This window comes from Nocardia sp. A7, from assembly GCF_046549215.1.
Taxonomy (GTDB): Bacteria; Actinomycetota; Actinomycetes; order Mycobacteriales; family Mycobacteriaceae; genus Nocardia.
The window spans coordinates 1,762,339-1,783,654 of record NZ_JAJPWE010000001.1 but is presented as its reverse complement, the minus strand read 5'-3'; the positions used below and the strand labels follow the sequence as shown (position 1 = coordinate 1,783,654).

The window sequence follows — 21,316 nt, the reverse complement described above, 5'->3', positions numbered from 1 at the left end:
GTGGCGTTCGGACGGTTCGGACCCTCAGCCTGTCGTCGATAATGGGACTTTACCGACGACAGGCCGACAAATCAGTCAGCCCAGACCGTTTCGATCGGTGTCGCGACAGTCGGCGGGGGAGTTGGCGTGCCGCCGGGTGTGCGCGAGAAGCGCGGCGCGGGCGCGTGCTGGACGATGCCGTCGACCTCGATCAGACCGGTACGGGCCACGATGTGCGGGTTCTCGGTGGCCTCGGTGAATGTCAGCACGGGCGTGGTGCAGGCATCGGTGCCGTCGAAGATCTCGGCCCACTCGTCGCGCGTCTTGGTCAGGAACTTGTCGGTGAACAGCTTGCGCAGCTGCTCCTGGCCGTTCGGATCGATCTGCATCGGCAGACCTTCCGGATCGATCTCCAACCCGGCCAGCAGTTCCGCGTAGAACTGCGGCTCGATCGCGCCGACGGCCATGTACTTGCCGTCGGAGGTCTCGTAGGTGTCGTAGAACGCCATGCCCGTATCGAGCAGGTTGGTGCCGCGCTCGTCGGACCACAGGCCGACCCCGCGCATGCCCCAGATCATGTGCGAAAGGGCAAGCGCCCCATCGATCATCGCGGCGTCGATCACCTGACCCTTGCCGGAACCCTGCCGCTCCACCAGCGCGGCGAGGATGCCGAACACCAGGAACATCGAGCCGCCGCCGAAGTCGCCGACCATGTTCAGCGGCGGTACCGGGCGCTCGCCCTTGCGACCGATGGCGTTGAGCACGCCGGTCAGCGAGATGTAGTTGATGTCATGCCCCGCGCGATCGGCGAGCGGGCCGTGCTGGCCCCAGCCGGTCATCCGGCCGTACACCAGGCGCGGGTTGCGGGCCAGCGCGTCGTCGGGCCCGAGGCCCATGCGCTCGGTGACGCCGGGGCGGAAGCCCTCGAGCAGCACGTCGGCCTTCTCGACCAGGTCGAGGATCTTGGCGACGTCGGCCGGGTCCTTCAGGTTCGCCTCGACGATCGTCCGCCCGCGCCACTGCGCGCGTTCCATGAAACCGGGCAGCTGGTTGGCGCGCTGCACGCGCACCACGTCGGCGCCGAGGTCGGCGAGTAGTAGCGCGGCGTGCGGACCTGGCCCGATGCCTGCCAACTCGATGACCTTGATGCCCGCAAGTGGCCCCTGCTTGGCGGTGGACTCCGTGCTCACGCGGTGACCTCAGTTCGTCGTCTAACGGTATTGACACTCCGACAATAGCGCTGGGGTGGCGGCGCGGGTAGAGCATGGGCGAGAATTCGGGTAGCGCGACTCGGCGTGGCAACGGGAGGACCCGGTAGTGAGCGTGTGGGGTGAGGTCGTTGTCGGCCTCGTCATTCTGGTCGGCATCGTCGGCGTGATCGTTCCGATTCTGCCGGGGGTGATCCTCATCTTCGCGGCAATCGCGGTGTGGGCGTTCATGACCGGCGGCGCGACGGCCTGGACGGTGCTGGCGATCGCGACAGTGGCGCTGGTGCTCTCCGGCGTCGTGAAGTACACCTGGCCGGGTAAGCGGATGCGCGAGGCCGGTGTGTCCAACCGTGCGCTGCTGGCGGGCGCGGTGCTCGGCATTGTCGGCTTCTTCGTGATCCCGATCGTCGGCCTGTTCATCGGCTTCGTGCTCGGTGTGTACCTGGCCGAGCTGTACCGACTGAAGACCAACGACCTGGCGTGGCCCGCGACAATGCACGCGCTCAAGGGCGTCGGCCTGTCGATGCTGGTAGAGCTGTTCGGCGCGCTGATCGCGTCCGGTGTGTGGCTCACCGGCACGCTCATCAGCTGACTTATCGTTCGATGATCGGTAGCGGACGGGTGTGGTCGTCCGCGCCGGGGAGTTGGTTGCGCGGGATCGGGATGGTCGGATTCTCGGGGCGGTGCAGTGGCACCGGCTCCGGGCGGTGCGCCGCGGGCAACCGGTAGAACTCGCGGGCGTTGTCCTCGAGTACCGCGTGCATATCCGAGCCGACCACCTGGGAGATCAGGTCAACATCGCGTTCCTCGAACGGCCGACCGGCGCGCGTGCCGGGTAGGTCGCTGCCGAACATCAGCGCACCCGGATTGACCGTGTGGATGCGTCGCAGCGTCTCGGCCACGTCCATCTCGACCCGGCCGAAACCCGTCGCCTTCACCCGCGCGCCGCGGTCGACCAGATCGAGCAGGTACGGCAACCCCACCTCGGACATACCGAGATGGTCGATCGAGAGCGCGGGCAGCTTCGAGATCACCGGTTGTAGCGAGGCCAGCATCTGACCGTCGATGTAGAGCTCGACGTGCCAGCCCGCCAATTCATAGGCGCGCAAGGCCTGCAACGTCATCTCGGTGATATCGGCGGCCGCGCGCTTGAGATTGAACCGCAGGGCCCGCACACCGGCCTGGTTCAGCTCCAGGATCTCGTCGTCGGTGGCATCGAGGTCGAGCCGGGTGACGCCGACCCAGTCGGGACCGAGCGTGGACAGTGCTGCCTTCAGATACGTCTGATCGGCGCCTTGGAAAGACGCGCTGACGACAGCACCGCCGCGAACATCGAAGTGCGCCATACGCTGTCGATAGTCATCGATCACGTAGGGCTCGGGAAGGTAGCCTTCGTTCGCGACCAGCGGAAACCGCGGATCGATGATGTGGACGTGGGCATCGAACACTTGTACAGAATGCCCTATCTCGGCAGCGGCGGCAGCTCAGGCCTTGTTCGGCTCGGAGGCGCGCAGCATGTCCTCGCGCTCCACGACCTTCACGCGCTCACGGCCTTCGGGCTCGCCGAGGGCGCGCTCGTGGGCGTCGAGGCGGTACCAGCCTGCCCAGGTGGTGAACGGGATGCCCTTGCCCTCGAGGAACTCGGTGACGGCGTCGAGCTCGGGCTTGGGTGCCGGGGCGAAGGTCTTGGCGTCGTCGAGCAAGCAGGCGATGGTCTCGTTGGCGTCGCCCTTGGTGTGGCCGATGAGGCCGACCGGGCCGCGCTTGATCCAGCCGGTCACGTAGGTAGCGGGCATGAATCGAGCGTTGCCTTCAGCGGTGTCGTCGGAGATCACGCGACCGGCCTCATTGGGAACGGTGCCCGCCTGATCGTCGAACGGCAGCTGGGTGACGTTCTGCGAGAGGTAACCGACGGCGCGGTACACGGCCTGGATGTCCCAGTCGGTGAAATTGCCGGTGCCCTTGACATTGCCGGTGCCGTCGAGCTGGGTGCGCTCGGTCTTCAGGCCGACGACCTTGCCGTCTGCGCCGAGGATCTCCGAGGGGGACTCGAAGAAGTGCAGGAACAGCTTGTGCGGGCGGTCGCCGTGATCGCGAATGGCCCACTGCTCCAAGGTGTTGGCGACCATGTCGACCTGCTTGGAGTTACGACGCGCGGCTTCGGAGCCCTCGTCGTAGTCGATGTCCTCGGGGTTGACGATGACCTCGATCGTCGGCGAGTGATCCAGTTCGCGCAGCTCGAGGGGCGTGAACTTGGCCTGCGCGGGGCCGCGGCGGCCGAAGACGTGGACCTCGACGGCCTTGTTGGCCTTGAGTCCTTCGTAGACGTTCGGCGGGATCTCGGTCGCCAGCAGTTCGTCACCGGTCTTGGCCAGCACACGCGCGACGTCGAGGGCGACGTTGCCGACACCGAGGACCGCGACCTTCTCGGCCTCGAGGGGCCAGGAGCGCGGGACGTCGGGGTGGCCGTCGTACCAGGACACGAAGTCGGCGGCACCGTAGGAACCGTCGAGTTCGATACCGGGGATCGCGAGTGCGCGGTCGGCGTTGGCGCCGGTGGAGAAGATGACCGCGTCGTAGAACTGGCGCAGGTCGTCGAGGGTGATGTCGGTGCCGTAGTCGATGTTGCCGAGCAGGCGGACCTGTTCCTTGTCGAGGACCTTGTGCAGGGCGGTGATGATGCCCTTGATGCGCGGGTGGTCGGGGGCGACGCCGTAGCGGATCAGGCCGAAGGGCGCGGGCATGCGCTCGTAGAGGTCGATGCTCACGTCGGCATCGGACTTCATCAACGCGTCGGCGGCGTAGATACCGGCCGGTCCCGCACCCACGATCGCGATGCGAAGTGGGCGAGTCGCTGCAAGCTGTTCGGTCATTTCTACGCGCACCCTTTGGTCGAGAACTGATTTGACGGCGTCAACTTAGCTTAGGCTAAGTCGGACATCCGCTTAGTGGCAGCTGCCATCGACGTCGGCAGCCGACCGCGATCAAGGCGATTCTAGCTGCGGCGTTGCGGCCACCCGGCGCGCGGTGTAGCTGCCCGCGCGGGTCTGTCAGGATTACAGCATGAACGAGGAGCAAACAGGCTCGGATGACCAGCCCGTAGTGGTGGATCAGACCGACAAGCGTTCCATCGTCCCGTTCGTCGCGGCCGCGGTGATCGCGATCATCGTGCTCATCGGCATCGTGGCGGGCGGATTGCTCTCACCCGCTGAGAAAAATGTCACAGAGGCCGACCGTCTCGCAGCCGCCGTCACCAACTATATCGACGCCCGCTCGCGCAGCGACCTCCGTCCGCCTGCGGGCGTGGCCTGCCCAGGCTTCAACGAAGAGTCCTCAGGCCTCGGCGAACAGCTCGGTGGCCCGAAATCCACTGTCACGATCGACGGCAAGGGTTTCGTGAACGCGACTGTCAACGGCGACCGCGCCAAGATCGACGCGACCGTGGTGGTCAACGGCAACCCGTCGACGTTCAACTGGAAACTGACCCGCGTCGACAGCGCGTGGTTGGTGTGCACCTTCTGAATCGTTTGACACGATGACCGGTGCCGAGGCAATCTCAGATCGCAAGGTCATGAGTGCCAGCGTCAAGCCCCGGCTCGCTGGTCGGCAACCCTCCTCCGCGGTGGGGTGCTCCGGGTGACGACCTGGCCGTGTGTTCCGGAGTTCCGGCACGGCAAGAGCGGATTCACGCAGGAGGATCGACATGACTTACGCCGGCGATATCACCCCTGAGAAGGCGTGGGAGCTGCTCACCGAGCATCCCGGCGCCGTGTTGGTCGACGTGCGCACCGAAGGCGAGTGGGCACACATCGGCATTCCCGACACCAGCTCCATCGAACGCCCGGCCCATTTCATCGAATGGGTCGACGGCACCGGCACGCGTAACCCGGAGTTCGGTGTGCAGCTCGAGAAGGCACTCGCCGGTCGCCCCGACGACGCACCGGTGGTGTTCCTTTGTCGCTCCGGTCAGCGTTCCGCGCACGCGGCGAACCTGGCGACGGCGGCGGGCGTGGCACCGTCCTACAACGTGCTCGACGGATTCGAAGGTGGCCCCGACGCGTTCGGTCAGCGCGGTAGTACCGGTTGGCGCGCGGTCGGCCTGCCGTGGCGTCAGGCATAAGGAGAAAAGCATGATCACCGGTGGTTCGTTCGACAAGCCACTGCCCGAAGGCGTCGGTCCCGCCACGCTCGGCGTGCGTGGCGGCCTGCGCCGTTCCGGCTTCGACGAGACGTCCGAGGCGCTGTATCTGACCTCGGGTTTCGTCTACGAGAGCGCCGAGGCCGCCGAGGCCGCGTTCACCGGCGACGTCGAGCACTTCGTCTACTCCCGCTTCGGCAACCCGACCGTGGCGATGTTCGAGGAGCGCATCCGCCTGCTCGACGGTGCCGAGGCGGCCTTCGCGACCGCGTCCGGCATGTCCGCGGTGTTCACCGCCCTCGGCGCGCTGCTGCAGGCAGGCGATCGACTCGTGGCCGCCCGCAGCCTGTTCGGCTCCTGTTTCGTGGTCTGCAACGAGATCCTCCCGCGCTGGGGCATCGAAACCGTCTTCGTCGACGGTGACGACCTCGACCAGTGGGAGCAGGCCCTCTCCGTCCCCACGCAGGCAGTCTTCTTCGAGACCCCAGCCAACCCGATGCAGACCCTCGTCGACGTCCGTAAGGTCACCGAGCTCGCCCACGCCGCGGGCGCGAAGGTGGTGCTGGACAACGTCTTCGCCACCCCGTTGCTCCAGCGCGGCTTCGAACTCGGCGCCGACGTGGTCGTCTACTCCGGCACCAAGCACATCGACGGCCAGGGCCGCGTTCTCGGCGGCGCGATCCTCGGCGCCAAGGACTACATCGACGGCCCCGTCAAAACCCTGATGCGCCACACGGGTCCGGCCCTGAGCCCCTTCAACGCGTGGACCTTGCTCAAGGGCCTGGAAACCATGCCGTTGCGCGTGCGCCACTCCACCGAATCGGCGCTGAAAGTGGCCGAGTTCCTGGAGACCAGCACATCGGTCGACTGGGTGAAATACCCCTTCCTGCAATCACATCCGCAACACGCACTGGCCACCGAGCAGATGACCGGCGGCGGCACAGTCGTCACCTTCGCCCTCAACGGCGACGACGGCAAGAAGCGTGCCTTCGAGGTACTGAACCGCCTGCGCATCATCGACATCTCCAACAACCTCGGCGACGCCAAAACCATGATCACCCACCCCGCCACCACCACCCACCGAGCCATGGGCCCGGAAGGGCGCGCGTCAATCGGCTTGTCCGACGGGGTAGTTCGCATCTCGGTCGGCCTGGAAGACCTCGAAGATCTCCTCGGCGACCTCGACCACGCCCTGAGCTAGCCGCACCGTCACGAGGTCCTCGCGGCGTCCAGGATCGCGATCGCCTCGTCGATCGGATCGATGACGAAGAGTTCGGTTCCGGCGTCGGTGTCGAGGCGCAGGCGAGTGCGGATGCCGCCGCTGAACAGGCCGCCATCCGGGCTCTGTCGTCCGACGGCACGCAGTTGGGTCAGGGGCGCTTCCCAGCGCTTGCCACCGGTGATCGCCTCGATGTGATTGGGTACGAAGAGCAGGCGGGTTCCGGTCAGGTGGAGGCGTCCGCCGACGGCCCTGCCGCCTTGTGTTCGATTGGCGAGTTTCTGCCAGATGATGTTCTCGGTGGCGTTCAGCGCGGGGGTACCGATCCACAATCCCATGGTTCATTTCCTTGTGTCGTTCCGGTGTTCGTCACCGTGGATCGACAGCTGGCCGGGCGCCGTTAATGGCGCCCGGCCAGGGATCTGAGCAGACCGGTGTCAGCCCAGCGCGCGCAGGCGCGGCGCCAGGTCGCGCTCGAACAGATCGAGAAAGCGGAGTTGGTCCTGGCCGGGGGCGTGGAAGACCAGGTGGTTGAGGCCTGCGTCGAGGTAGGGCTTGATCTTGGCGACGGCCTCGTCGGGGTCGCTGGCCACGATCCAGCGCTTGGCGACCTGTTCGATCGGAAGGGCGTCGGCGGCGGCTTCCATTTCGATCGGGTCGGTGATGCTGTGCTTCTGTTCGGGGGTCAGCGAGAGCGGGGCCCAGAAGCGGGTGTTCTGTAGTGCCAGTTCGGGATCGGTGTCGTAGGAGATCTTGATCTCGATCATCTTGTCGATCTCGGCGGCATCGCGCTCGACCTTGGCGGCACCCTCGGCGACGGCGGGCAGCAGCTTCTCGGTGTAGAGGTCCATGCCCTTACCCGAGGTGCAGATGAAGCCGTCGCCCGCGCGACCCGCGTACCGGGCCACCACCGGGCCGCCGGCGGCGATGTAGACGGGGATGCCGCCCTTGGGAACGTCGTAGATGGAGGCGCCGACGGTGTGGTAGTACTCGCCGTCGAAATCGACGCGATCGCCGGTCCACAGTTCGCGCATCATCTTCACCGCTTCGCGCAGGCGGGCGAAACGCTCTTTGAAATCGGGCCATTCGCCCTTGTAGCCGGTGGCGATCTCGTTGAGTGCCTCACCGGTGCCGACTCCGAGCATCACCCGGTTCGGGTACAGGCAGCCCAGTGTCGCGAAGGCCTGCGCGATCACGGCCGGGTTGTAGCGGAAGGTCGGGGTGAGCACGGAGGTGCCGAGCTGGATGCGCTCGGTGCGCTCGCCGACGGCGGCCAGCCAGGCCAGCGAGAACGGGGCGTGGCCGCCGTCGTGGCGCCATGGCTGGAAGTGGTCGCTCACGGTCGCGCTGTCGAGACCGTGCTGCTCGGCGGCGACGCCGAGTTCGACCAGCTCTCGCGGCCCGAACTGCTCTGCCGATGCCTTGTACCCGAGCTTGAGATCGACCATTCCAGCCACTCCTGTCGTCCGTTGACCCCTGCCACACGACACTAGCGCGCGGTCCGCTCTGGCGTGCCCGTGCCATTTCGTCACCCATCACGTCAGGTTTTAGCGGACAATTAACTGGTGACCGTGAAAGATGAGCAGATCCTGTCGTACCTGACCGACATGGACGGTGTCCTGGTGCACGAGGATCAACTGATTCCCGGTGCCGACGAGTTCCTGGCCGAACTGCGCTCCAACGAGATTCCGTTCCTCGTGCTGACCAACAACTCGATCCGCACCCCGCGCGACCTGCAAGCCCGTCTGCGCCACACCGGTCTCGACATCCCCGAGGAGTCGATCTGGACCTCGGCGCTGGCCACGGCGACCTTCCTCGCCGATCAGCGCCCCAACGGCACCGCGTACGTGGTCGGCGAATCCGGCCTCACCACCGCGCTGCACGAGATCGGCTACGTGCTCACCGACAGCGATCCCGACTACGTGGTGCTCGGCGAGACCCGCACCTACTCCTTCGAGGCCATCACCACCGCGATCCGCCTGGTCGATCGTGGCGCCAAGTTCATCGCCACCAACCCCGACGCCACCGGCCCCTCCCGCGACGGTGTGCTGCCCGCCACCGGTTCGGTCGCGGCCCTGATCACCAGGGCCACCGGCAAGGAGCCGTACTACGTCGGCAAGCCGAACCCGCTGATGATGCGTTCGGCGCTGCGCCGGATCGGCGCGCACTCCCAATCGACGGTGATGATCGGCGACCGGATGGACACCGACGTGATCGCGGGCCTCGAGGCAGGTCTGCGCACGGTGCTGGTGACCTCCGGTATCTCGACCAAGTCCTCGGTGGAGGCCTACCCGTTCCGTCCCACCATGGTGGTGGGCTCGGTGGCCGACTTGATCGGCCGCACCCGGCGCCCGTTCGCCGAGTAGCCATGTGATCCGCATCTCAGCGGAATAGGTTCCCGCCTGCCGTGGTTATAGTTGCCATGGCAACCAAAGGAGGGCCCGTGCAGTTCGGAATCTTCAGCGTCGGCGATGTGACCACCGATCCCACCACCGGCCGCACCCCCACCGAGGCCGAGCGGATCAAGGCGATGGTCGCGATCGCGCAGAAGGCCGAGGAGGTGGGGTTGGATGTGTTCGCGATGGGCGAGCACCACAATCGGCCCTTCGTCCCGTCTTCGCCGACCACGATGCTCGGCTACATCGCGGGCCGCACCGACAAGATCACGTTGTCCACCTCGACCACGCTCATCACCACGAACGACCCGGTCAAGATCGCCGAGGACTTCGCGATGCTGCAGCACCTGGCCGACGGCCGGGTCGACCTGATGCTCGGCCGCGGCAACACCGGCCCGGTCTATCCGTGGTTCGGCAAGGACATCCGCGACGGTATTCCGCTGGCCATCGAGAACTACGCGCTGCTGCACCGGCTCTGGCGCGAAGACGTCGTGAACTGGGAAGGCAAGTTCCGTACGCCGTTGCAGTCGTTCACCTCGACACCGCGTCCGCTCGACGATGTGCCGCCGTTCGTCTGGCACGGGTCGATCCGTAGCCCGGAGATCGCCGAGCAGGCCGCGTACTACGGCGACGGCTTCTTCGCCAACCACATCTTCTGGCCCACTGACCATTTCAAGCGGTTGATCGATCTGTACCGCCGCCGCTACGAGCACTACGGGCACGGCAGCGCCGACCAGGCGATCGTGGGACTCGGTGGACAAGTGTTCCTGCGCAAGAACTCGCAGGACGCGGTGCGCGAATTCCGCCCCTACTTCGACAACGCGCCCGTCTACGGACACGGCCCGTCGCTGGAGGACTTCACCGAGCAGACCCCGCTCACCGTCGGCAGCCCGGAACAGGTCATCGAGAAGACGCTCACCTTCCGCGAGAACTTCGGTGACTATCAGCGCCAGCTGTTCCTGGTCGACCACGCCGGGCTCCCGTTGAAGACGGTGCTCGAGCAGCTCGACCTGCTCGGCGAGGAGGTGATCCCGGTGCTGCGCAAGGAATTCGCGGCCCGCCGCCCCGCACATGTGCCGGACGCGCCGACCCACGCCGCACTGCTGGCCGCGAAGCAAGCGAAGGAGGTGACGGTATGACCCGCATCGCCGTGGTGTCGGCCGGGCTGTCGCAGCCCTCGTCCACGCGATTGCTGGCCGACCGGCTGGCGGCCGCGACGGCGCGGGAACTGGGCGGTGAGGCCGAGCTGGACTTCATCGACCTGCGCGATCACGCCCGCGATCTCGCCGACAACCTGCTCACCGGGTTCCCCGCCCCGGCGCTGCGGGCGGCGATCGACAAGGTCGTCACCGCCGACGGCCTGATCGCCGTCACGCCGATCTTCAGCGCGTCCTACAGCGGCCTGTTCAAGACATTCTTCGATGTGCTGGAACCGGATTCGCTCGCCGGCCTGCCGGTGCTGGCCGGCGCGACCGGTGGCACCGAACGGCACTCCCTCGCGCTCGAGCACGCGGTACGCCCGCTGTTCGCCTACCTGCGCTCGATCGTCGTCCCGACCGCGGTCTACGCGGCGACGACCGATTGGGGTGCGAACGGCGCCGACCAGGCGCTGAACAACCGAATAGACCGCGCCGCAATCGAATTCAGCGCACTGCTACTCGGCAGATCCGCTACCCGACCCACCGACCCCTATACCGATACCACCCCGTTCGAAGACCTGCTCGCAGCAAATCACTGATCCACACCTAATCCACAAGGAGCACACTCATGACCACCGCCATCGCCAAGGGACTCACCGCGGGCACCTGGACCATCGACCCCGCCCACTCCACCGTCGGCTTCTCCGTTCGCCACCTGATGGTGAGCAAGGTCCGCGGCCGCTTCACCGACTTCGACGGCGCCCTCGTGATCGCCGAGGACGGCACCGCCACCGCGCACGCCGAGATCCGCGTCGACTCCCTCACCACCGACAACGCCCAGCGCGACGGCCACCTGCGCACCGCCGACTTCTTCCACGCCGAGCAGTTCCCGGTGATGACCTTCAAGTCCACCGGATTCCGCGGTGAGGGCAGCGATTTCGTCGTCGACGGCGAGTTCACCGTGCGCGGCAACACCAAGCCGGTCACCCTCGAGGTCGAGTTCGTCGGCGTCAGCCCGGGCATGGGTAACGGTGCCGTCGCCGGCTTCGAAGCCAAGACCGTGGTCTCGCGCCGCGACTTCGGCCTCGACATCGACATGCCGCTGCCCGACGGCGGCGCCGTGATCGGCGACAAGATCACCCTCACCCTCGAGATCGAGGCCGTGCTCCAGAGCTGAGCCTCGCACCGATTCGACGCCCCCATCACCGCATCCGGTGGTGGGGGCGTTTCGCGGTCAGTCGTCCTCGGTGATGGTGGCGAGGGCCGTGGACAGCCTGGTCAGCGCCGCGACGGTGGCCACGAACTCCTGCTGGCCCAGTTCCTCGGCGAGTCGATGGGCGATCGCCGCGTGCTGCGGATCGATGCGCTGCACGGCCTCGCGACCGGACTCCGTGGCGACCACCAGTTTGGCGCGGCGATGCGCCGGATTCGGCCGGTATGCACAGAGGCCGTCCCCGACCAGCAGGTCGGCGATGCGCTGCACGCTCTGGCGAGTGATGCCCATCGCCCGGGCGATTCCCGCGACCGGCAGCGGTTCGGTGAGTACCGCGCCGAGCACTTGCCAGCGGGCCGCCGTCAACCCGGCCGGGGCGGCCAATTCCTCGGCGATGGCGAGGAATTGGCCGTTGAGACGGAACGAGGTGATCGCCACGGTGGAGAACAGTTCCTGTTCGCCTGCCGTCATGTGGTCGCCTCGTAGCCGGCGAGCACCGCGTACCCGGCCGGATCCCTCTGCGCGAACAGTGCGTACCACGCTTCGAGAACGTGCGGTTCGTAGAGATCGAGGCGGGCGAAGATCTCTCTGGCGAATTCGAAGGGGGACATGGAGTCCGCGGTGATCACGTCGCGATCGGTGACGGCAGGCGCCTCGACGTAGTGTTGCGCGCCCGCGTAGCCGCTGTAGGCGAGGTATTCCGCGACATTGCTGGTGTGCGCACGGTCGTCGAGCAGGCCTTCCTTGGCGAGACCGAAGGTGGCGCCGCATATGCCGGCAACCGGTACTCCGGCCTCGACGAACTGTGTCGCCTTGTGCGCGAACGCGTTCAGATCATCGCCGTCCCACAGCTCCGCGCCGGGCAGGATCAGCATGGCGCTGTCGGCGGGGTCGAGATCGGCGAGTGCCATGTCCGGGGTGATGCGCATTCGGCCGATCGTGGTGATCGGATCGGCGGTCAGGCCGACCGTCCTGACCTCGAACGTTCCCGGCTCCCGATGCCAGGCGCCGTTGGCGATATGCGCGGTGGCGGCACCGACCTCCCAGTCGGCGAGGGTGTTGTAGACGGCCACATGAACTGTTTTCGTAGTCATGACAGTATCCTGTCATATTTGACAGGATACTGTCAATAAGAATTTTGCTACCCGCTTGTAGCCGAGCCTCCGTACGCTGACGGCATCCGGTGCGAGACAAGGAGGTTCACCCTCGATGACCGACCCTGTACACGGCATGACGGGCACCATCACGTCACCGATTCGGGAGGCGGGCGCGCTGGGTGAGGTGCTGGTCTCGATTCGTGGGGGCACCGAGCTCTACCTCGCCCGAGCCGACGAGCCGATCGCCGCCTTGACCACCGTGTTGATCGTCGCGGTCCATCCGGGGCGCGTCGTCGACGTGGTCACCTGGATTCCACTTCCCACTGAATGAAAGGCCCCATGATGCTGGGCTATCACGTTCCCGATCCCGACGAGGCCATGCTGGTCAGCGGCGCCAAGACCAAGGACGACACCCCGTTCAAGGTGGTCATCGGGCGCGGCACCTGGGTGGTGCCACTGTTCCGTAAGGTCCGCTACCTGTCGCTGGCCATGTTCGAATCCGAGATCCGCGAGCGCTGCGTCACCAAGCAGGCCATCCAGCTCGATGTGCGTGCGGTGATCGCGTTCAAGGTCGCCAACGACACGCAGTCGATCGTCAATGCGGCACAGCGCTTTCTGTCCGAACAGGAGCAGGAGATGTCGGTGCTGACCGGCCGTATCTTCTCCGGCCACCTGCGTTCGATCATCGGCTCGATGACTGTCGAGGAGATCATCCGCGAACGTCAGAAGCTGGCCGACGAGGTGCTCATCGCGTCCAAGGTGGAGATGGGCAATATCGGCCTGTGGGTCGACTCGTTCCAGATCCAGTCCATCGACGACGGCAATCTCGGCTACATCAATGCCCTTGCCGCCCCGCACAATGCGGCGGTCCAGCGCGATGCCCAGATCGCCCAGGCGCAAGCCGCCCAGCGCTCCGCCGAAGCCGAACAGGAGTCGTTGCGCCGTCGCGCCGAATACGAACGCGAGACCGCGCTCCTCAGGGCCCAGTATCAGCGTGACATCGACAAGGCCAATGCCGAAGCGGCACAGGCGGGCCCGCTCGCCGACGCCATCGCCAGGCAGGCGGTCCTGCAGGCGCAGGCCGAGCAGGCCCGCAAGAACGCCGAACTCCGCGAACAGCAGCTCCAAGCCGAAGTGGTGAAACCCGCTGAGGCGGAGGCGGAACGAGTCCGCATCCTCGCGGTGGCCGAAGCCGACCGCACCCGCATCCAGGCCGAAGCGGCGGCATCCAACAACCGCATCGCGTTGGACCAGATGCTGATCGAGCAACTCCCCGAAATCGTCAAGCAGGCCTCGCACGGCCTGGCCGGCGCCAACCTCACCGTCCTCAACGGCCCCGACGGTGTCGGCGAGCTGCTCAACGGCATGGTCGGCCAGGGCTTGACGGTCTTCAACTCCCTGCAGAAGGCGCTGTCGAACGGCGAGGTCGACAAGGTCTGACAGTCGACTCAGTCCTGCCGGCCAACCACGGCGGTCACACGGATCTCGACGCGCATGCCGGGCGCACCGAGGGCGGCGACACCGATCTGGGTCCAGATCGGTGCTCGGTCACCCATCCGCTTGCGGAACTGGTCGGCCATGACGCGGGTCTGCTCGTCGCCGATCGTGTCGTCGGCCGTGGGGATGTGGTAGCTGTCCACGGCGATGACGTCGGTCCAGGTCGCGCCGACGGTGGCGAGGGTCCGCTCGACATTCTCGAACGCCTGGACGATCTCCTCCTCGAGGGATTCGGGGAAGGTGATGTCGTCGTCCCAGCCGCCCTGGCCCGAGATGTCGACCCGGTCGCCGACGCGGACTGCCTGTCGGTAGTGGAGCAGGTCGAACAGCTTCTGGCCGTATCCGGGGGTGCTGGTGAAGGTGGCGGTGCTCATCGGTGCGAACCTTTCGTTTGACTTCATGTTTGAAGTCAACCTAGCACGGAATGACTTCACGTGTGAACCTGATAGGGCTCGCTATGATTGCCCGATGAGTGCGGCGACCCCAGGATCCGACGGCGCGGAGGCCCCGGCATGGCTGAACGCGGAAGAAAAGGAAGCCTGGACCGGGCTGGTCTCGCTCATCCTGCTGCTGCCGGGCCGGTTGGAGGCGCCGCTGCAAGCCGAGGCCGGACTGACACTCTTCGAGTACCTCGTGCTCAGCCACCTGTCCGAGGCCCCAGAGCGTCGGATCCGGATGAGTGAGCTCGCCTTCCTGGCGAATGGATCGCTGTCGCGGCTCTCGAACGTCGTCAAGCGCTTCGAGCAGCGCGGCTGGGTAACCAGGGCACCCGATCCCGAGGACGGGCGCTACACCGTCGCCTCGCTCACCGACTCCGGGTACGCGGTGGTCGTGGCGGCGGCGCCGACGCACGTGCGCGCGGTCCGCGAGTGCTTTCTCGACCAGGTGAGTGCCGCCGACGGGCGAGCGCTGGCCCGGGTCGCCGCGAAGCTGCGCGTGCGCCCGGCCGACCTTGCCTGAAACCTGTTACGCCCGGCGCAACGCGAACATGCGCAGGTCGCGGGTGGTGCGGTCGCGGTAGGCCGCGTAGGCGCCGGTGATCTCGATGAAGCGGGCGAAGATCGCGTCCTTGTCCGCGTCGGGGACGGTGGTCGCGGTGACCGGGATGCGTTCGCCCGCGATAGCCACGGTGGCCGACGGGTCGGCCAGCAGGTTGCCGGTCCATGCCGGGTGGTGCTCCTGGCCGAAGTTGGAACCGACCACGTACAGGGTGTCGCCGTCGTGGACGTAGAGCAGCGGCTGGGTGCGGGCGAGGCCGGACTTGCGGCCGGTGGTGGTGAGCAGGATCACCGGGGCGCCGATCGGGCCGAGCACGGTGTACTTGGCGTCGGTGCGCTCGAGCAGGGCGCGGTCCAGCGGGGTGATCGTGCGGATCAGCCAGGATCCCGGCTTGGTCGCGGCGAAACGGTTGGCTGCGCGCGAGAGCGGATTGGTGCGCGAACCCCACTGCCGGTCCGGGAACTGCGATGTCATGGGGCGGACTATATCGGCGGGATTCACTAAGCTCGCGAACATGGTCGAACAAGCGCCGTCCACCGTGTACATCGCCTCACCCGAGGGGGACACCGGAAAATCGACGGTGGCCTTGGGGGTTCTCGGCATGCTGTGCGCCACCACCGCACGTGTCGGTGTGTTCCGGCCGATCACCCGCTCCGCTGACGAACCCGACTACATCCTCGAACTGCTGCTCGAGCACAGCACCGCCGATATCAGCTATGAGCAGGCCGTCGGCGTCACCTACGAGGACGTGCACCGCGACCCCACCGCCGCGATCAGCGACATCGTGATGCGGTTCCACGACGTCGCCAAGGCGTGCGACGCGGTGGTGATCGTCGGCAGTGACTACACCGACGTCGCCAGCCCGAGCGAGCTTCGTTTCAATGCCCGCATCGCGGTGAACCTGGGTGCGCCGGTGTTACTGGTCGTTCGCGGCGCGGATCGCACGCCCGGCGAGGTCAAGCAACTGGTCGAACTGTGCACTACCGAGCTCACCGCCGAGCACGCTCATCTGGTGGCGATCGTGGCCAATCGCTGCGCTCCCGACGAACTCGACGAGGTCGCCACCGCGCTGGAAAGTTTCGAGGTCCCGTCCTGGACGTTGCCGGAGGTGCCGCTGCTGATGGCGCCGACCATGGGCGAACTGTGCGAGGCGATCGACGGCGAAATCTACAGCGGTGACCCGGAATTGCTGCAGCGTGAAGCCCTGCGCATCATGGTCGGTGGCATGACCGCCGAACACATTCTGGAGCGCCTCTCCGACGGTGTGGTGGTGATCGCACCCGGCGACCGTTCCGATGTGCTGCTCAGTCTGGTGAATGCCCATGAGGCGGCGGGCTTTCCGTCGCTGGCCGGGGTCATCATGAACGGGGGCCTTCGCCCGCATCCGGCGATCGCGCGCCTGATGGAGGGCCTGCATCTCAAGCTGCCGATCCTCACCACCGAGCTGGGCACCTACGACACCGCCAGTGCCGTGCACGGCGCCCGCGGTCGCATGTGGGCGGGCAGCCCGGGCAAGGTCGATACCGCGCTCGCGCTGATGGAACAGCGGGTCGACGCACCGGAACTGCTTCGGCGCGTTCAGGTTCAGTCCTCGACTGTGGTGACACCGCAGATGTTCGAATACCGCTTGATCGAACGCGCCCGTGCCGATCGCAAGCGCATCGTGCTGCCCGAGGGCGACGACGACCGCATCCTGCGCGCCGCCGGGCGGGTGCTGCAGCGCAAGATCGCCGACCTCACCATCCTCGGCGACGAGACCTCGATCCGCGCGCGTGCCGCCGAACTCGGGGTCGACATCGCCGCTGCCCAGGTGATGGACCCACGCACCTCGGGCCACCTCGACGAATTCGCCGCCGAATACACCGAATTACGCAAGCACAAGGGCATGACGCTCGAGCGTGCGCGTGAAACCATGGCCGACATCTCGTATTTCGGCACCATGATGGTCTACAAGGGAATCGCCGACGGCATGGTCTCCGGTGCCGCGCACACCACCGCGCACACGATCCGGCCCTCGTTCGAGATCATCAAGACGGTGCCCGGCGTCTCAACGGTGTCGAGCGTTTTCCTGATGTGCCTGGCCGATCGTGTTCTCGCCTATGGCGATTGCGCGGTGGTGCCCGATCCCACCTCGGAGCAGCTGGCCGACATCGCGGTGTCCTCGGCGGGCACGGCGGCGCGGTTCGGGATCGAACCGCGGGTGGCGATGCTGTCGTACTCGACCGGCGCGTCCGGCACCGGCGCCGATGTCGACAAGGTGCGCGCGGCCACCGAACTCGTGCGTGAACGGGCGCCGGAGCTGCCGGTGGAAGGACCGATCCAGTACGACGCGGCGATCGAGCCAACCGTCGCCAGCACCAAACTCCCCGATTCCGAAGTGGCTGGCAAGGCAACGGTTTTCGTCTTCCCCGACCTCAACACCGGCAACAACACCTACAAGGCGGTGCAGCGGAGTGCGGGCGCGGTCGCGATCGGTCCGGTGCTACAGGGCCTGCGCAAGCCGGTGAACGATCTTTCGCGCGGCGCGCTGGTCGCCGACATCGTCAACACGGTGGCGATCACCGCCATCCAGGCGCAGGGAGACGACAAGTGAGCGACCTCGTCCTGGTCCTGAACAGCGGCTCCTCGTCGATCAAATACCAACTGCTACACCCGGTCTCGGGCGAAGTACTGGCCTCGGGTCTGGTCGAGAAGATCGGCGAGACGCACGGCGGCCGGATCGTGCACGAGGCGGGCCCGGCCGAACTCGAGTACGACGGGGCGATCCCGGACCACAAGGCCGGTCTGCTGCGGGCATTCGAGATGTTCCGCGAGACCGGCCTCGATCTGACCACGATCGGGATCGGCGCGGTCGGACACCGGGTGGTCCACGGCGGCGAGGTGTTCTGGGAACCGACCCTGATCACCGACGACGTGCTGCACGCGATCGACCGACTGTCAGTGCTCGCGCCGCTGCACAATCCCGCGAATGTGGTCGGCATCGAGTCGACGCGAGAGCTGCTGCCCGATGTTCCCGAGGTCGCGGTCTTCGACACGGCGTTCTTCCACACCATGCCCGATGCCGCCAAGACCTACGCGATCGACGCGAAACTGGCTGCGGCCCACGGTATTCGCAAGTACGGCTTCCACGGCACCTCGCACCAGTACGTGTCGGAGAAGGCCGCGGAGTACCTGGGCAGGCCGAACGACGAGCTGAACCAGATCGTCTTCCACCTGGGCAACGGCGCGTCCGCTTCGTCGATCCAGGGTGGGATCGCGATCGACACCACCATGGGCATGACCCCGCTGGAAGGTCTCGTGATGGGCACCAGGCCGGGCGATCTCGACCCCGGTGTCACGCCGTATCTCATGCGGGCGGCCGAGCTGGACGGGAGCCAGGTGGAGCAACTGCTCAACCGCAGCTCCGGTCTCAAAGGCATGAGCGGGGTCAACGACTTCCGCGAATTGCAGCAGCTCATCGATGGCGGCGACACGCAGGCCAAGCTCGCGTATGACGTCTACATCCACCGCCTGCGCCGCTACCTCGGCGCCTACCTGGTGCAACTCGGCACCGTCGACACCGTCATCTTCACCGCGGGTGTGGGGGAGAACAGCCCGGCGGTGCGCGCCGACGCGCTGGCGGGGTTGCAGAATCTGGGCATCGAGATCGACCCGGCCCGCAACGAGACAAGAACCTCCGGCATCCGCCGCATCTCCCCGGACTTCGCCCCGGTGACGGTGCTGGTCGTGCCGACCAACGAGGAACTCGCCATCGCCCGAGCGGCCCACAAGCTGGTCGGCGCGACCTAGAACCAGGACTTGGGCCGCAGGGAGTTGGCGAGGTCGACCAAGGCGTAGCGGTGGTCGCGGTCAGGGGCGTTGCGGGCCAGTGCGCGCAGGCCGGATTCGGTGCCGTCGCGCAGGTCGCGTTCGGTGAATCCGCGGCCGAACAGCTTGGCGTCCTTGCGTTTCGGGGTGTTGCCTGCCTGCAGCCAGGCCAATGCGGTGCCCTGCACCAGGGTGCGCATGAGGGTGGCGCGGTGCTCGCCCGGTGGAATGGACTGGGCACGCGAGGCGGCCAGCCGCAGGACCTGTTCGTCGAGTTCGGCGACAGGGGAGCTGGTGAGCAGCAGCAGGATCGCCGTGGTCTGGGCGGTCGTGAAGTGGCGTGACGCGGCGGGTACGTCGTCGAGGGCGTGCACCGCTTCGCCCACTCGCCCCGCCACCGCCAGCTGCCTGGCGAGGCCGAATGCCGCGCTCACCACGGCGCGGTCGGTGCGCCAGACGGTGTCGTAATAGCGTTCGGCGAAGCTGCGCCACTGTTCGGGGGCGTCGGAATCCCAGTGCTGCAGAATGAGTTCCGCGGTGGCGGCGAGCGCCAGTTTGGGGGCGATCTCACCCGGCAGTACCCGCAGCACCGCCTCGAACGAGGCGAAGGCGGCCTCGTAGTCGAGCTCGAGCAGATACGCCTGACCGGTGAACCAGTCCGTGCGCCAATCGGATTCGTTGGGCACCCGATCGAGCAGATGCAGTACCGCCGCCGACTCGCCCAGCTCGAGCCGGGCCCGCGCCTCGGCGAAGAGCAGTTCACCCGCCAGGGTCTGTGGCGCGTTGTCGGGGTCGGCCTCGGCCCGTTCGCGGGAATCGTGCAACGCCTCGAGCACCCGCTCCGGCTCCGGGTTGGTGGTCGCGGCCAGCAGCGGCGCCGACGGGTCGGCGGGGTCGATCAGCGGAATCGGCAGTGCGCCGACCACATCGCGGGAATCGAGCAGTGGGGAGCGACCGACGCCGTCGAGATAGGCGTCGGTCTGACTGATCAGTTCCTCGGTGCCGAAGCTGGTGCGCTGTGGACTGAACACTGTGGACAGCTGGGGATGTTCGGTGCCGGTGTCATAGGCGAGGATCTCGCGCAGCACACCGGCCAGCTGCGCCATCATCGCGCGCGCCGAGGGAAACCGCTGTGCCGGATCGGGATCGGTGGCCGTGAGCAGGAAGCGGTGGAAGAACTCGTAGCGAGCCAGCAGCGGTTCGTCGGCCGGATCGGGGATGCCGTCGAGGTAGCGGCCGTGCTCGCTGGGCAGTGCCAGGGTGAGCGCGGCGAGGGTGCGGCCGACGGTGTAGACATCGGAGGCGGGAGTCGGTCCGGTTCGAGCGATCTCGGGTGCCTGGAAACCCTTGGTGCCGTACAGGTTTCCGTAGGCGTCGATGGTGGCGACCGCGCCGAGGTCGATCAGCTTCACCTGGTCCTCGGTGACCATCACGTTGTCGGGCTTGAGATCGTTGTAGGTGAGGCCGATCGAATGCAGATGTTCCAGCGCGGGCAGGATCTCCAGCACATACGCGATGGCCTCGGCCAGTGGCATCCGCTCGCCATGGGGCCTGGCGTCGAGGATGTCACGCAGCGAATGGCCGCCCACGTACTCCATCACGATGTAGCCGATGGACCCGTCACCCGCGGTGTGCTCGACGAAGTTGTGGATCTTGACGATGCTCGGGTGGGCCACTTCGGCCAGGAACTGCCGCTCGGCCACCGCCACGGCCTGCGCCTCGGCGTCACCGGTGTGCAGCAGTCCCTTGAGCACCACCCACCGATCGCTCACATTGCGGTCGATGGCCAGATAGATCCAGCCGAGCCCACCGTGCGCGATGCAACCCTGGATCTCGTACTGCCCGGCGACCATATCGCCTTCGTGCAACGACGGCCGGAAATCATAAGCGGCCCCGCAGGTTTCGCATTCACCGCTCGATGACGCGGCCTGCGCGGGCGTCGAACGCCCGACCGGGTTGCCACAGCGCCAGCAGAACCGCCGCCCTTCCGACACCATCGGATCCGCCAGTACGGCGTCGCGCGGGTCGGCGGGGGTGACCGTCGGAATCGGCACCAGCCCGGCCCCGAGCCTGCGCGTCGGCCGCGACCGCGCCGTGCGCACACTGCGCCCCGACCGCGAGGTACTCACCCCACCGGTCTGCGGCGCGGAAGGCCAGGATTCGGAATTCGACTGTGCGTCGGGTTCGGAGCGCGGGGCTGCCTCTGTCGCCGCGTGCGGTGCGTTGGCCGGAAACCGTTGTGCTGCTTCGGTCGCGGCGTAGGGCGCGGTTCCAGAGGGTCGCTGTGCAGCCTCGGTCGCTGCGTAGGGCGCGGATTCGGGGGGACGCTGTGCCGCTTCGGTCGCGGCGTAGGGAGCGGATTCGGGGGTGTGCTGTTCAGCCACGTCCGGGGCGATCTCGAAGATGCGTTGTGCGGCTTCGGTCGGCGCATACGTCGCGGGCTCGTTCGCAGTCGGCGCGGGACGGCTCGCTCGCTGCGTAGCGAGGGGATCATCCGCGTGCTGCGAGGTTCCCGAGTCGGCCGCGGAACCGCCGCTCGATCGTTGGACGCCGCCGGACTCTTCGGTGCGCTTGGTGGCGTCGGTCGCCGGGGTCAGGTCGCGGCTGGTCGCCTGTTTCCGGGC

At 66.9% G+C, this 21,316-nt stretch carries 23 protein-coding genes and 1 riboswitch; of the genes, 13 read left to right on the top strand and 10 right to left on the bottom strand.

The genetic code is table 11. From position 1 onward, the window contains the following. Positions 1-71 precede the first annotated feature (71 nt). On the bottom strand, positions 72-1,169 hold the full coding sequence (locus ACLJPD_RS08075; protein ID WP_410871204.1) for a CaiB/BaiF CoA transferase family protein: 1,098 nt from the start codon (positions 1,167-1,169) through the stop codon (positions 72-74). A 127-nt stretch (positions 1,170-1,296) separates the two neighbouring features. Here ACLJPD_RS08075 and ACLJPD_RS08070 point away from each other — a divergent pair, with 127 nt between their 5' ends. Beyond that, on the top strand, positions 1,297-1,779 hold the full coding sequence (locus tag ACLJPD_RS08070) for a DUF456 domain-containing protein (RefSeq protein WP_410871202.1): 483 nt from the start codon (positions 1,297-1,299) through the stop codon (positions 1,777-1,779). Between the two features lies 1 nt (position 1,780). On the opposite strand, the gene ACLJPD_RS08065 is transcribed toward ACLJPD_RS08070, so the two are convergent. Both ACLJPD_RS08065 and ACLJPD_RS08060 read right to left on the bottom strand, forming a co-directional pair. Continuing rightward, positions 1,781-2,635, bottom strand: a complete 855-nt coding sequence (locus tag ACLJPD_RS08065; protein WP_410871200.1) for an amidohydrolase family protein — start codon at positions 2,633-2,635, stop codon at positions 1,781-1,783. A gap of 36 nt (positions 2,636-2,671) precedes the next feature. After that, positions 2,672-4,060 (bottom strand): FAD-dependent oxidoreductase, encoded by a 1,389-nt coding sequence (locus ACLJPD_RS08060; RefSeq protein WP_410871198.1) that lies wholly within the window; start codon positions 4,058-4,060, stop codon positions 2,672-2,674. Between the two features lie 190 nt (positions 4,061-4,250). Here ACLJPD_RS08060 and ACLJPD_RS08055 point away from each other — a divergent pair, with 190 nt between their 5' ends. The 3 genes from ACLJPD_RS08055 to ACLJPD_RS08045 all read left to right on the top strand — a co-directional run bounded on the left by ACLJPD_RS08055 (position 4,251) and on the right by ACLJPD_RS08045 (position 6,526). Further along, positions 4,251-4,709 (top strand): hypothetical protein, encoded by a 459-nt coding sequence (locus ACLJPD_RS08055; protein ID WP_410871196.1) that lies wholly within the window; start codon positions 4,251-4,253, stop codon positions 4,707-4,709. 45 nt (positions 4,710-4,754) lie between these two features. Next, a riboswitch (SAM riboswitch) is annotated at positions 4,755-4,873 on the top strand. 17 nt (positions 4,874-4,890) lie between these two features. Further along, the gene (locus ACLJPD_RS08050; RefSeq protein WP_056815009.1) at positions 4,891-5,307 is read left to right on the top strand and encodes a rhodanese-like domain-containing protein; all 417 of its coding nucleotides are present in this window, start codon (positions 4,891-4,893) and stop codon (positions 5,305-5,307) included. Between the two features lie 10 nt (positions 5,308-5,317). Then, the gene (locus ACLJPD_RS08045; protein ID WP_410871195.1) at positions 5,318-6,526 is read left to right on the top strand and encodes an O-succinylhomoserine sulfhydrylase; all 1,209 of its coding nucleotides are present in this window, start codon (positions 5,318-5,320) and stop codon (positions 6,524-6,526) included. Positions 6,527-6,534: 8 nt separating this feature from the next. Here ACLJPD_RS08045 and ACLJPD_RS08040 read toward each other — a convergent pair whose 3' ends face one another. After that, complete coding sequence (locus ACLJPD_RS08040; protein ID WP_410871194.1) at positions 6,535-6,882, bottom strand: hypothetical protein; 348 nt, start codon at positions 6,880-6,882, stop codon at positions 6,535-6,537. A 99-nt stretch (positions 6,883-6,981) separates the two neighbouring features. Beyond that, the gene (fgd, locus tag ACLJPD_RS08035) at positions 6,982-7,992 is read right to left on the bottom strand and encodes a glucose-6-phosphate dehydrogenase (coenzyme-F420) (protein ID WP_410871193.1); all 1,011 of its coding nucleotides are present in this window, start codon (positions 7,990-7,992) and stop codon (positions 6,982-6,984) included. A 159-nt stretch (positions 7,993-8,151) separates the two neighbouring features. On the opposite strand from fgd, the gene ACLJPD_RS08030 reads away from it, so the two are divergent. From ACLJPD_RS08030 to ACLJPD_RS08015, 4 genes are all read left to right on the top strand, one after another. Beyond that, positions 8,152-8,910, top strand: coding sequence for an HAD-IIA family hydrolase (locus ACLJPD_RS08030; protein WP_410871965.1), 759 nt, complete (start codon positions 8,152-8,154; stop codon positions 8,908-8,910). Between the two features lie 77 nt (positions 8,911-8,987). Continuing rightward, positions 8,988-10,079: an LLM class flavin-dependent oxidoreductase gene (locus tag ACLJPD_RS08025; protein ID WP_410871192.1), complete on the top strand. Its 1,092-nt coding sequence runs from the start codon at positions 8,988-8,990 to the stop codon at positions 10,077-10,079. Further along, entirely contained in the window at positions 10,076-10,678 is a 603-nt protein-coding gene (locus tag ACLJPD_RS08020) for an FMN reductase (protein WP_410871190.1), read from the top strand. The genes ACLJPD_RS08025 and ACLJPD_RS08020 overlap by 4 nt, the downstream gene beginning before the upstream one ends. 29 nt (positions 10,679-10,707) lie before the next feature. Continuing rightward, positions 10,708-11,256 (top strand): YceI family protein, encoded by a 549-nt coding sequence (locus tag ACLJPD_RS08015; protein ID WP_410871189.1) that lies wholly within the window; start codon positions 10,708-10,710, stop codon positions 11,254-11,256. 57 nt (positions 11,257-11,313) lie between these two features. Here ACLJPD_RS08015 and ACLJPD_RS08010 read toward each other — a convergent pair whose 3' ends face one another. Together ACLJPD_RS08010 and ACLJPD_RS08005 are read right to left on the bottom strand one after the other, a co-directional pair. Beyond that, positions 11,314-11,763, bottom strand: coding sequence for a MarR family winged helix-turn-helix transcriptional regulator (locus tag ACLJPD_RS08010; RefSeq protein WP_410871188.1), 450 nt, complete (start codon positions 11,761-11,763; stop codon positions 11,314-11,316). Next, the gene (locus tag ACLJPD_RS08005) at positions 11,760-12,386 is read right to left on the bottom strand and encodes a DJ-1/PfpI family protein (protein ID WP_410871187.1); all 627 of its coding nucleotides are present in this window, start codon (positions 12,384-12,386) and stop codon (positions 11,760-11,762) included. Before ACLJPD_RS08005 ends, ACLJPD_RS08010 begins: the two co-directional genes overlap by 4 nt. A 115-nt stretch (positions 12,387-12,501) precedes the next feature. Here ACLJPD_RS08005 and ACLJPD_RS08000 point away from each other — a divergent pair, with 115 nt between their 5' ends. Further along, on the top strand, positions 12,502-12,720 hold the full coding sequence (locus ACLJPD_RS08000; protein ID WP_410871186.1) for a hypothetical protein: 219 nt from the start codon (positions 12,502-12,504) through the stop codon (positions 12,718-12,720). A gap of 11 nt (positions 12,721-12,731) precedes the next feature. Then, on the top strand, positions 12,732-13,829 hold the full coding sequence (locus ACLJPD_RS07995) for an SPFH domain-containing protein (RefSeq protein WP_410871964.1): 1,098 nt from the start codon (positions 12,732-12,734) through the stop codon (positions 13,827-13,829). 8 nt (positions 13,830-13,837) lie between these two features. Here ACLJPD_RS07995 and ACLJPD_RS07990 read toward each other — a convergent pair whose 3' ends face one another. After that, a complete protein-coding gene (locus ACLJPD_RS07990; protein ID WP_410871185.1) occupies positions 13,838-14,260 on the bottom strand; it encodes a Rid family hydrolase in 423 nt (140 codons plus the stop codon). 94 nt (positions 14,261-14,354) lie between these two features. On the opposite strand from ACLJPD_RS07990, the gene ACLJPD_RS07985 reads away from it, so the two are divergent. After that, complete coding sequence (locus ACLJPD_RS07985; protein WP_410871184.1) at positions 14,355-14,846, top strand: MarR family winged helix-turn-helix transcriptional regulator; 492 nt, start codon at positions 14,355-14,357, stop codon at positions 14,844-14,846. Between the two features lie 6 nt (positions 14,847-14,852). Here the strand turns inward: ACLJPD_RS07985 and ACLJPD_RS07980 are convergent, their stop codons facing one another. After that, complete coding sequence (locus ACLJPD_RS07980; protein WP_410871182.1) at positions 14,853-15,359, bottom strand: nitroreductase family deazaflavin-dependent oxidoreductase; 507 nt, start codon at positions 15,357-15,359, stop codon at positions 14,853-14,855. Between the two features lie 40 nt (positions 15,360-15,399). On the opposite strand from ACLJPD_RS07980, the gene pta reads away from it, so the two are divergent. Together pta and ACLJPD_RS07970 are read left to right on the top strand one after the other, a co-directional pair. After that, entirely contained in the window at positions 15,400-17,478 is a 2,079-nt protein-coding gene (pta, locus tag ACLJPD_RS07975; protein ID WP_410871963.1) for a phosphate acetyltransferase, read from the top strand. Continuing rightward, positions 17,475-18,674: an acetate kinase gene (locus ACLJPD_RS07970; RefSeq protein WP_410871181.1), complete on the top strand. Its 1,200-nt coding sequence runs from the start codon at positions 17,475-17,477 to the stop codon at positions 18,672-18,674. The genes pta and ACLJPD_RS07970 overlap by 4 nt, the downstream gene beginning before the upstream one ends. Here the strand turns inward: ACLJPD_RS07970 and ACLJPD_RS07965 are convergent. Continuing rightward, a complete protein-coding gene (locus ACLJPD_RS07965; RefSeq protein ID WP_410871962.1) occupies positions 18,671-21,088 on the bottom strand; it encodes a serine/threonine-protein kinase PknG in 2,418 nt (805 codons plus the stop codon). The two genes, ACLJPD_RS07970 and ACLJPD_RS07965, sit on opposite strands and share 4 nt — an antisense overlap. Positions 21,089-21,316: the final 228 nt, after the last annotated feature.

Coding starts and splice junctions, on each gene's coding strand:
- ACLJPD_RS08020 (WP_410871190.1), top strand. CDS start 10,076: ATGACCCGCATCGCCGTGGTGTCGGCCGGGCTGTCGCAGCCCTCGTCC.
- ACLJPD_RS08010 (WP_410871188.1), bottom strand. CDS start 11,763: ATGACGGCAGGCGAACAGGAACTGTTCTCCACCGTGGCGATCACCTCG.
- ACLJPD_RS08000 (WP_410871186.1), top strand. CDS start 12,502: ATGACCGACCCTGTACACGGCATGACGGGCACCATCACGTCACCGATT.
- ACLJPD_RS07995 (WP_410871964.1), top strand. CDS start 12,732: ATGCTGGGCTATCACGTTCCCGATCCCGACGAGGCCATGCTGGTCAGC.
- ACLJPD_RS07980 (WP_410871182.1), bottom strand. CDS start 15,359: ATGACATCGCAGTTCCCGGACCGGCAGTGGGGTTCGCGCACCAATCCG.
- ACLJPD_RS07990 (WP_410871185.1), bottom strand. CDS start 14,260: ATGAGCACCGCCACCTTCACCAGCACCCCCGGATACGGCCAGAAGCTG.
- ACLJPD_RS08055 (WP_410871196.1), top strand. CDS start 4,251: ATGAACGAGGAGCAAACAGGCTCGGATGACCAGCCCGTAGTGGTGGAT.
- ACLJPD_RS08005 (WP_410871187.1), bottom strand. CDS start 12,386: ATGACTACGAAAACAGTTCATGTGGCCGTCTACAACACCCTCGCCGAC.
- ACLJPD_RS07985 (WP_410871184.1), top strand. CDS start 14,355: ATGAGTGCGGCGACCCCAGGATCCGACGGCGCGGAGGCCCCGGCATGG.
- ACLJPD_RS08030 (WP_410871965.1), top strand. CDS start 8,152: ATGGACGGTGTCCTGGTGCACGAGGATCAACTGATTCCCGGTGCCGAC.
- pta (WP_410871963.1), top strand. CDS start 15,400: ATGGTCGAACAAGCGCCGTCCACCGTGTACATCGCCTCACCCGAGGGG.
- ACLJPD_RS08060 (WP_410871198.1), bottom strand. CDS start 4,060: ATGACCGAACAGCTTGCAGCGACTCGCCCACTTCGCATCGCGATCGTG.
- ACLJPD_RS08040 (WP_410871194.1), bottom strand. CDS start 6,882: ATGGGATTGTGGATCGGTACCCCCGCGCTGAACGCCACCGAGAACATC.
- fgd (WP_410871193.1), bottom strand. CDS start 7,992: ATGGTCGATCTCAAGCTCGGGTACAAGGCATCGGCAGAGCAGTTCGGG.
- ACLJPD_RS08045 (WP_410871195.1), top strand. CDS start 5,318: ATGATCACCGGTGGTTCGTTCGACAAGCCACTGCCCGAAGGCGTCGGT.
- ACLJPD_RS08015 (WP_410871189.1), top strand. CDS start 10,708: ATGACCACCGCCATCGCCAAGGGACTCACCGCGGGCACCTGGACCATC.
- ACLJPD_RS08050 (WP_056815009.1), top strand. CDS start 4,891: ATGACTTACGCCGGCGATATCACCCCTGAGAAGGCGTGGGAGCTGCTC.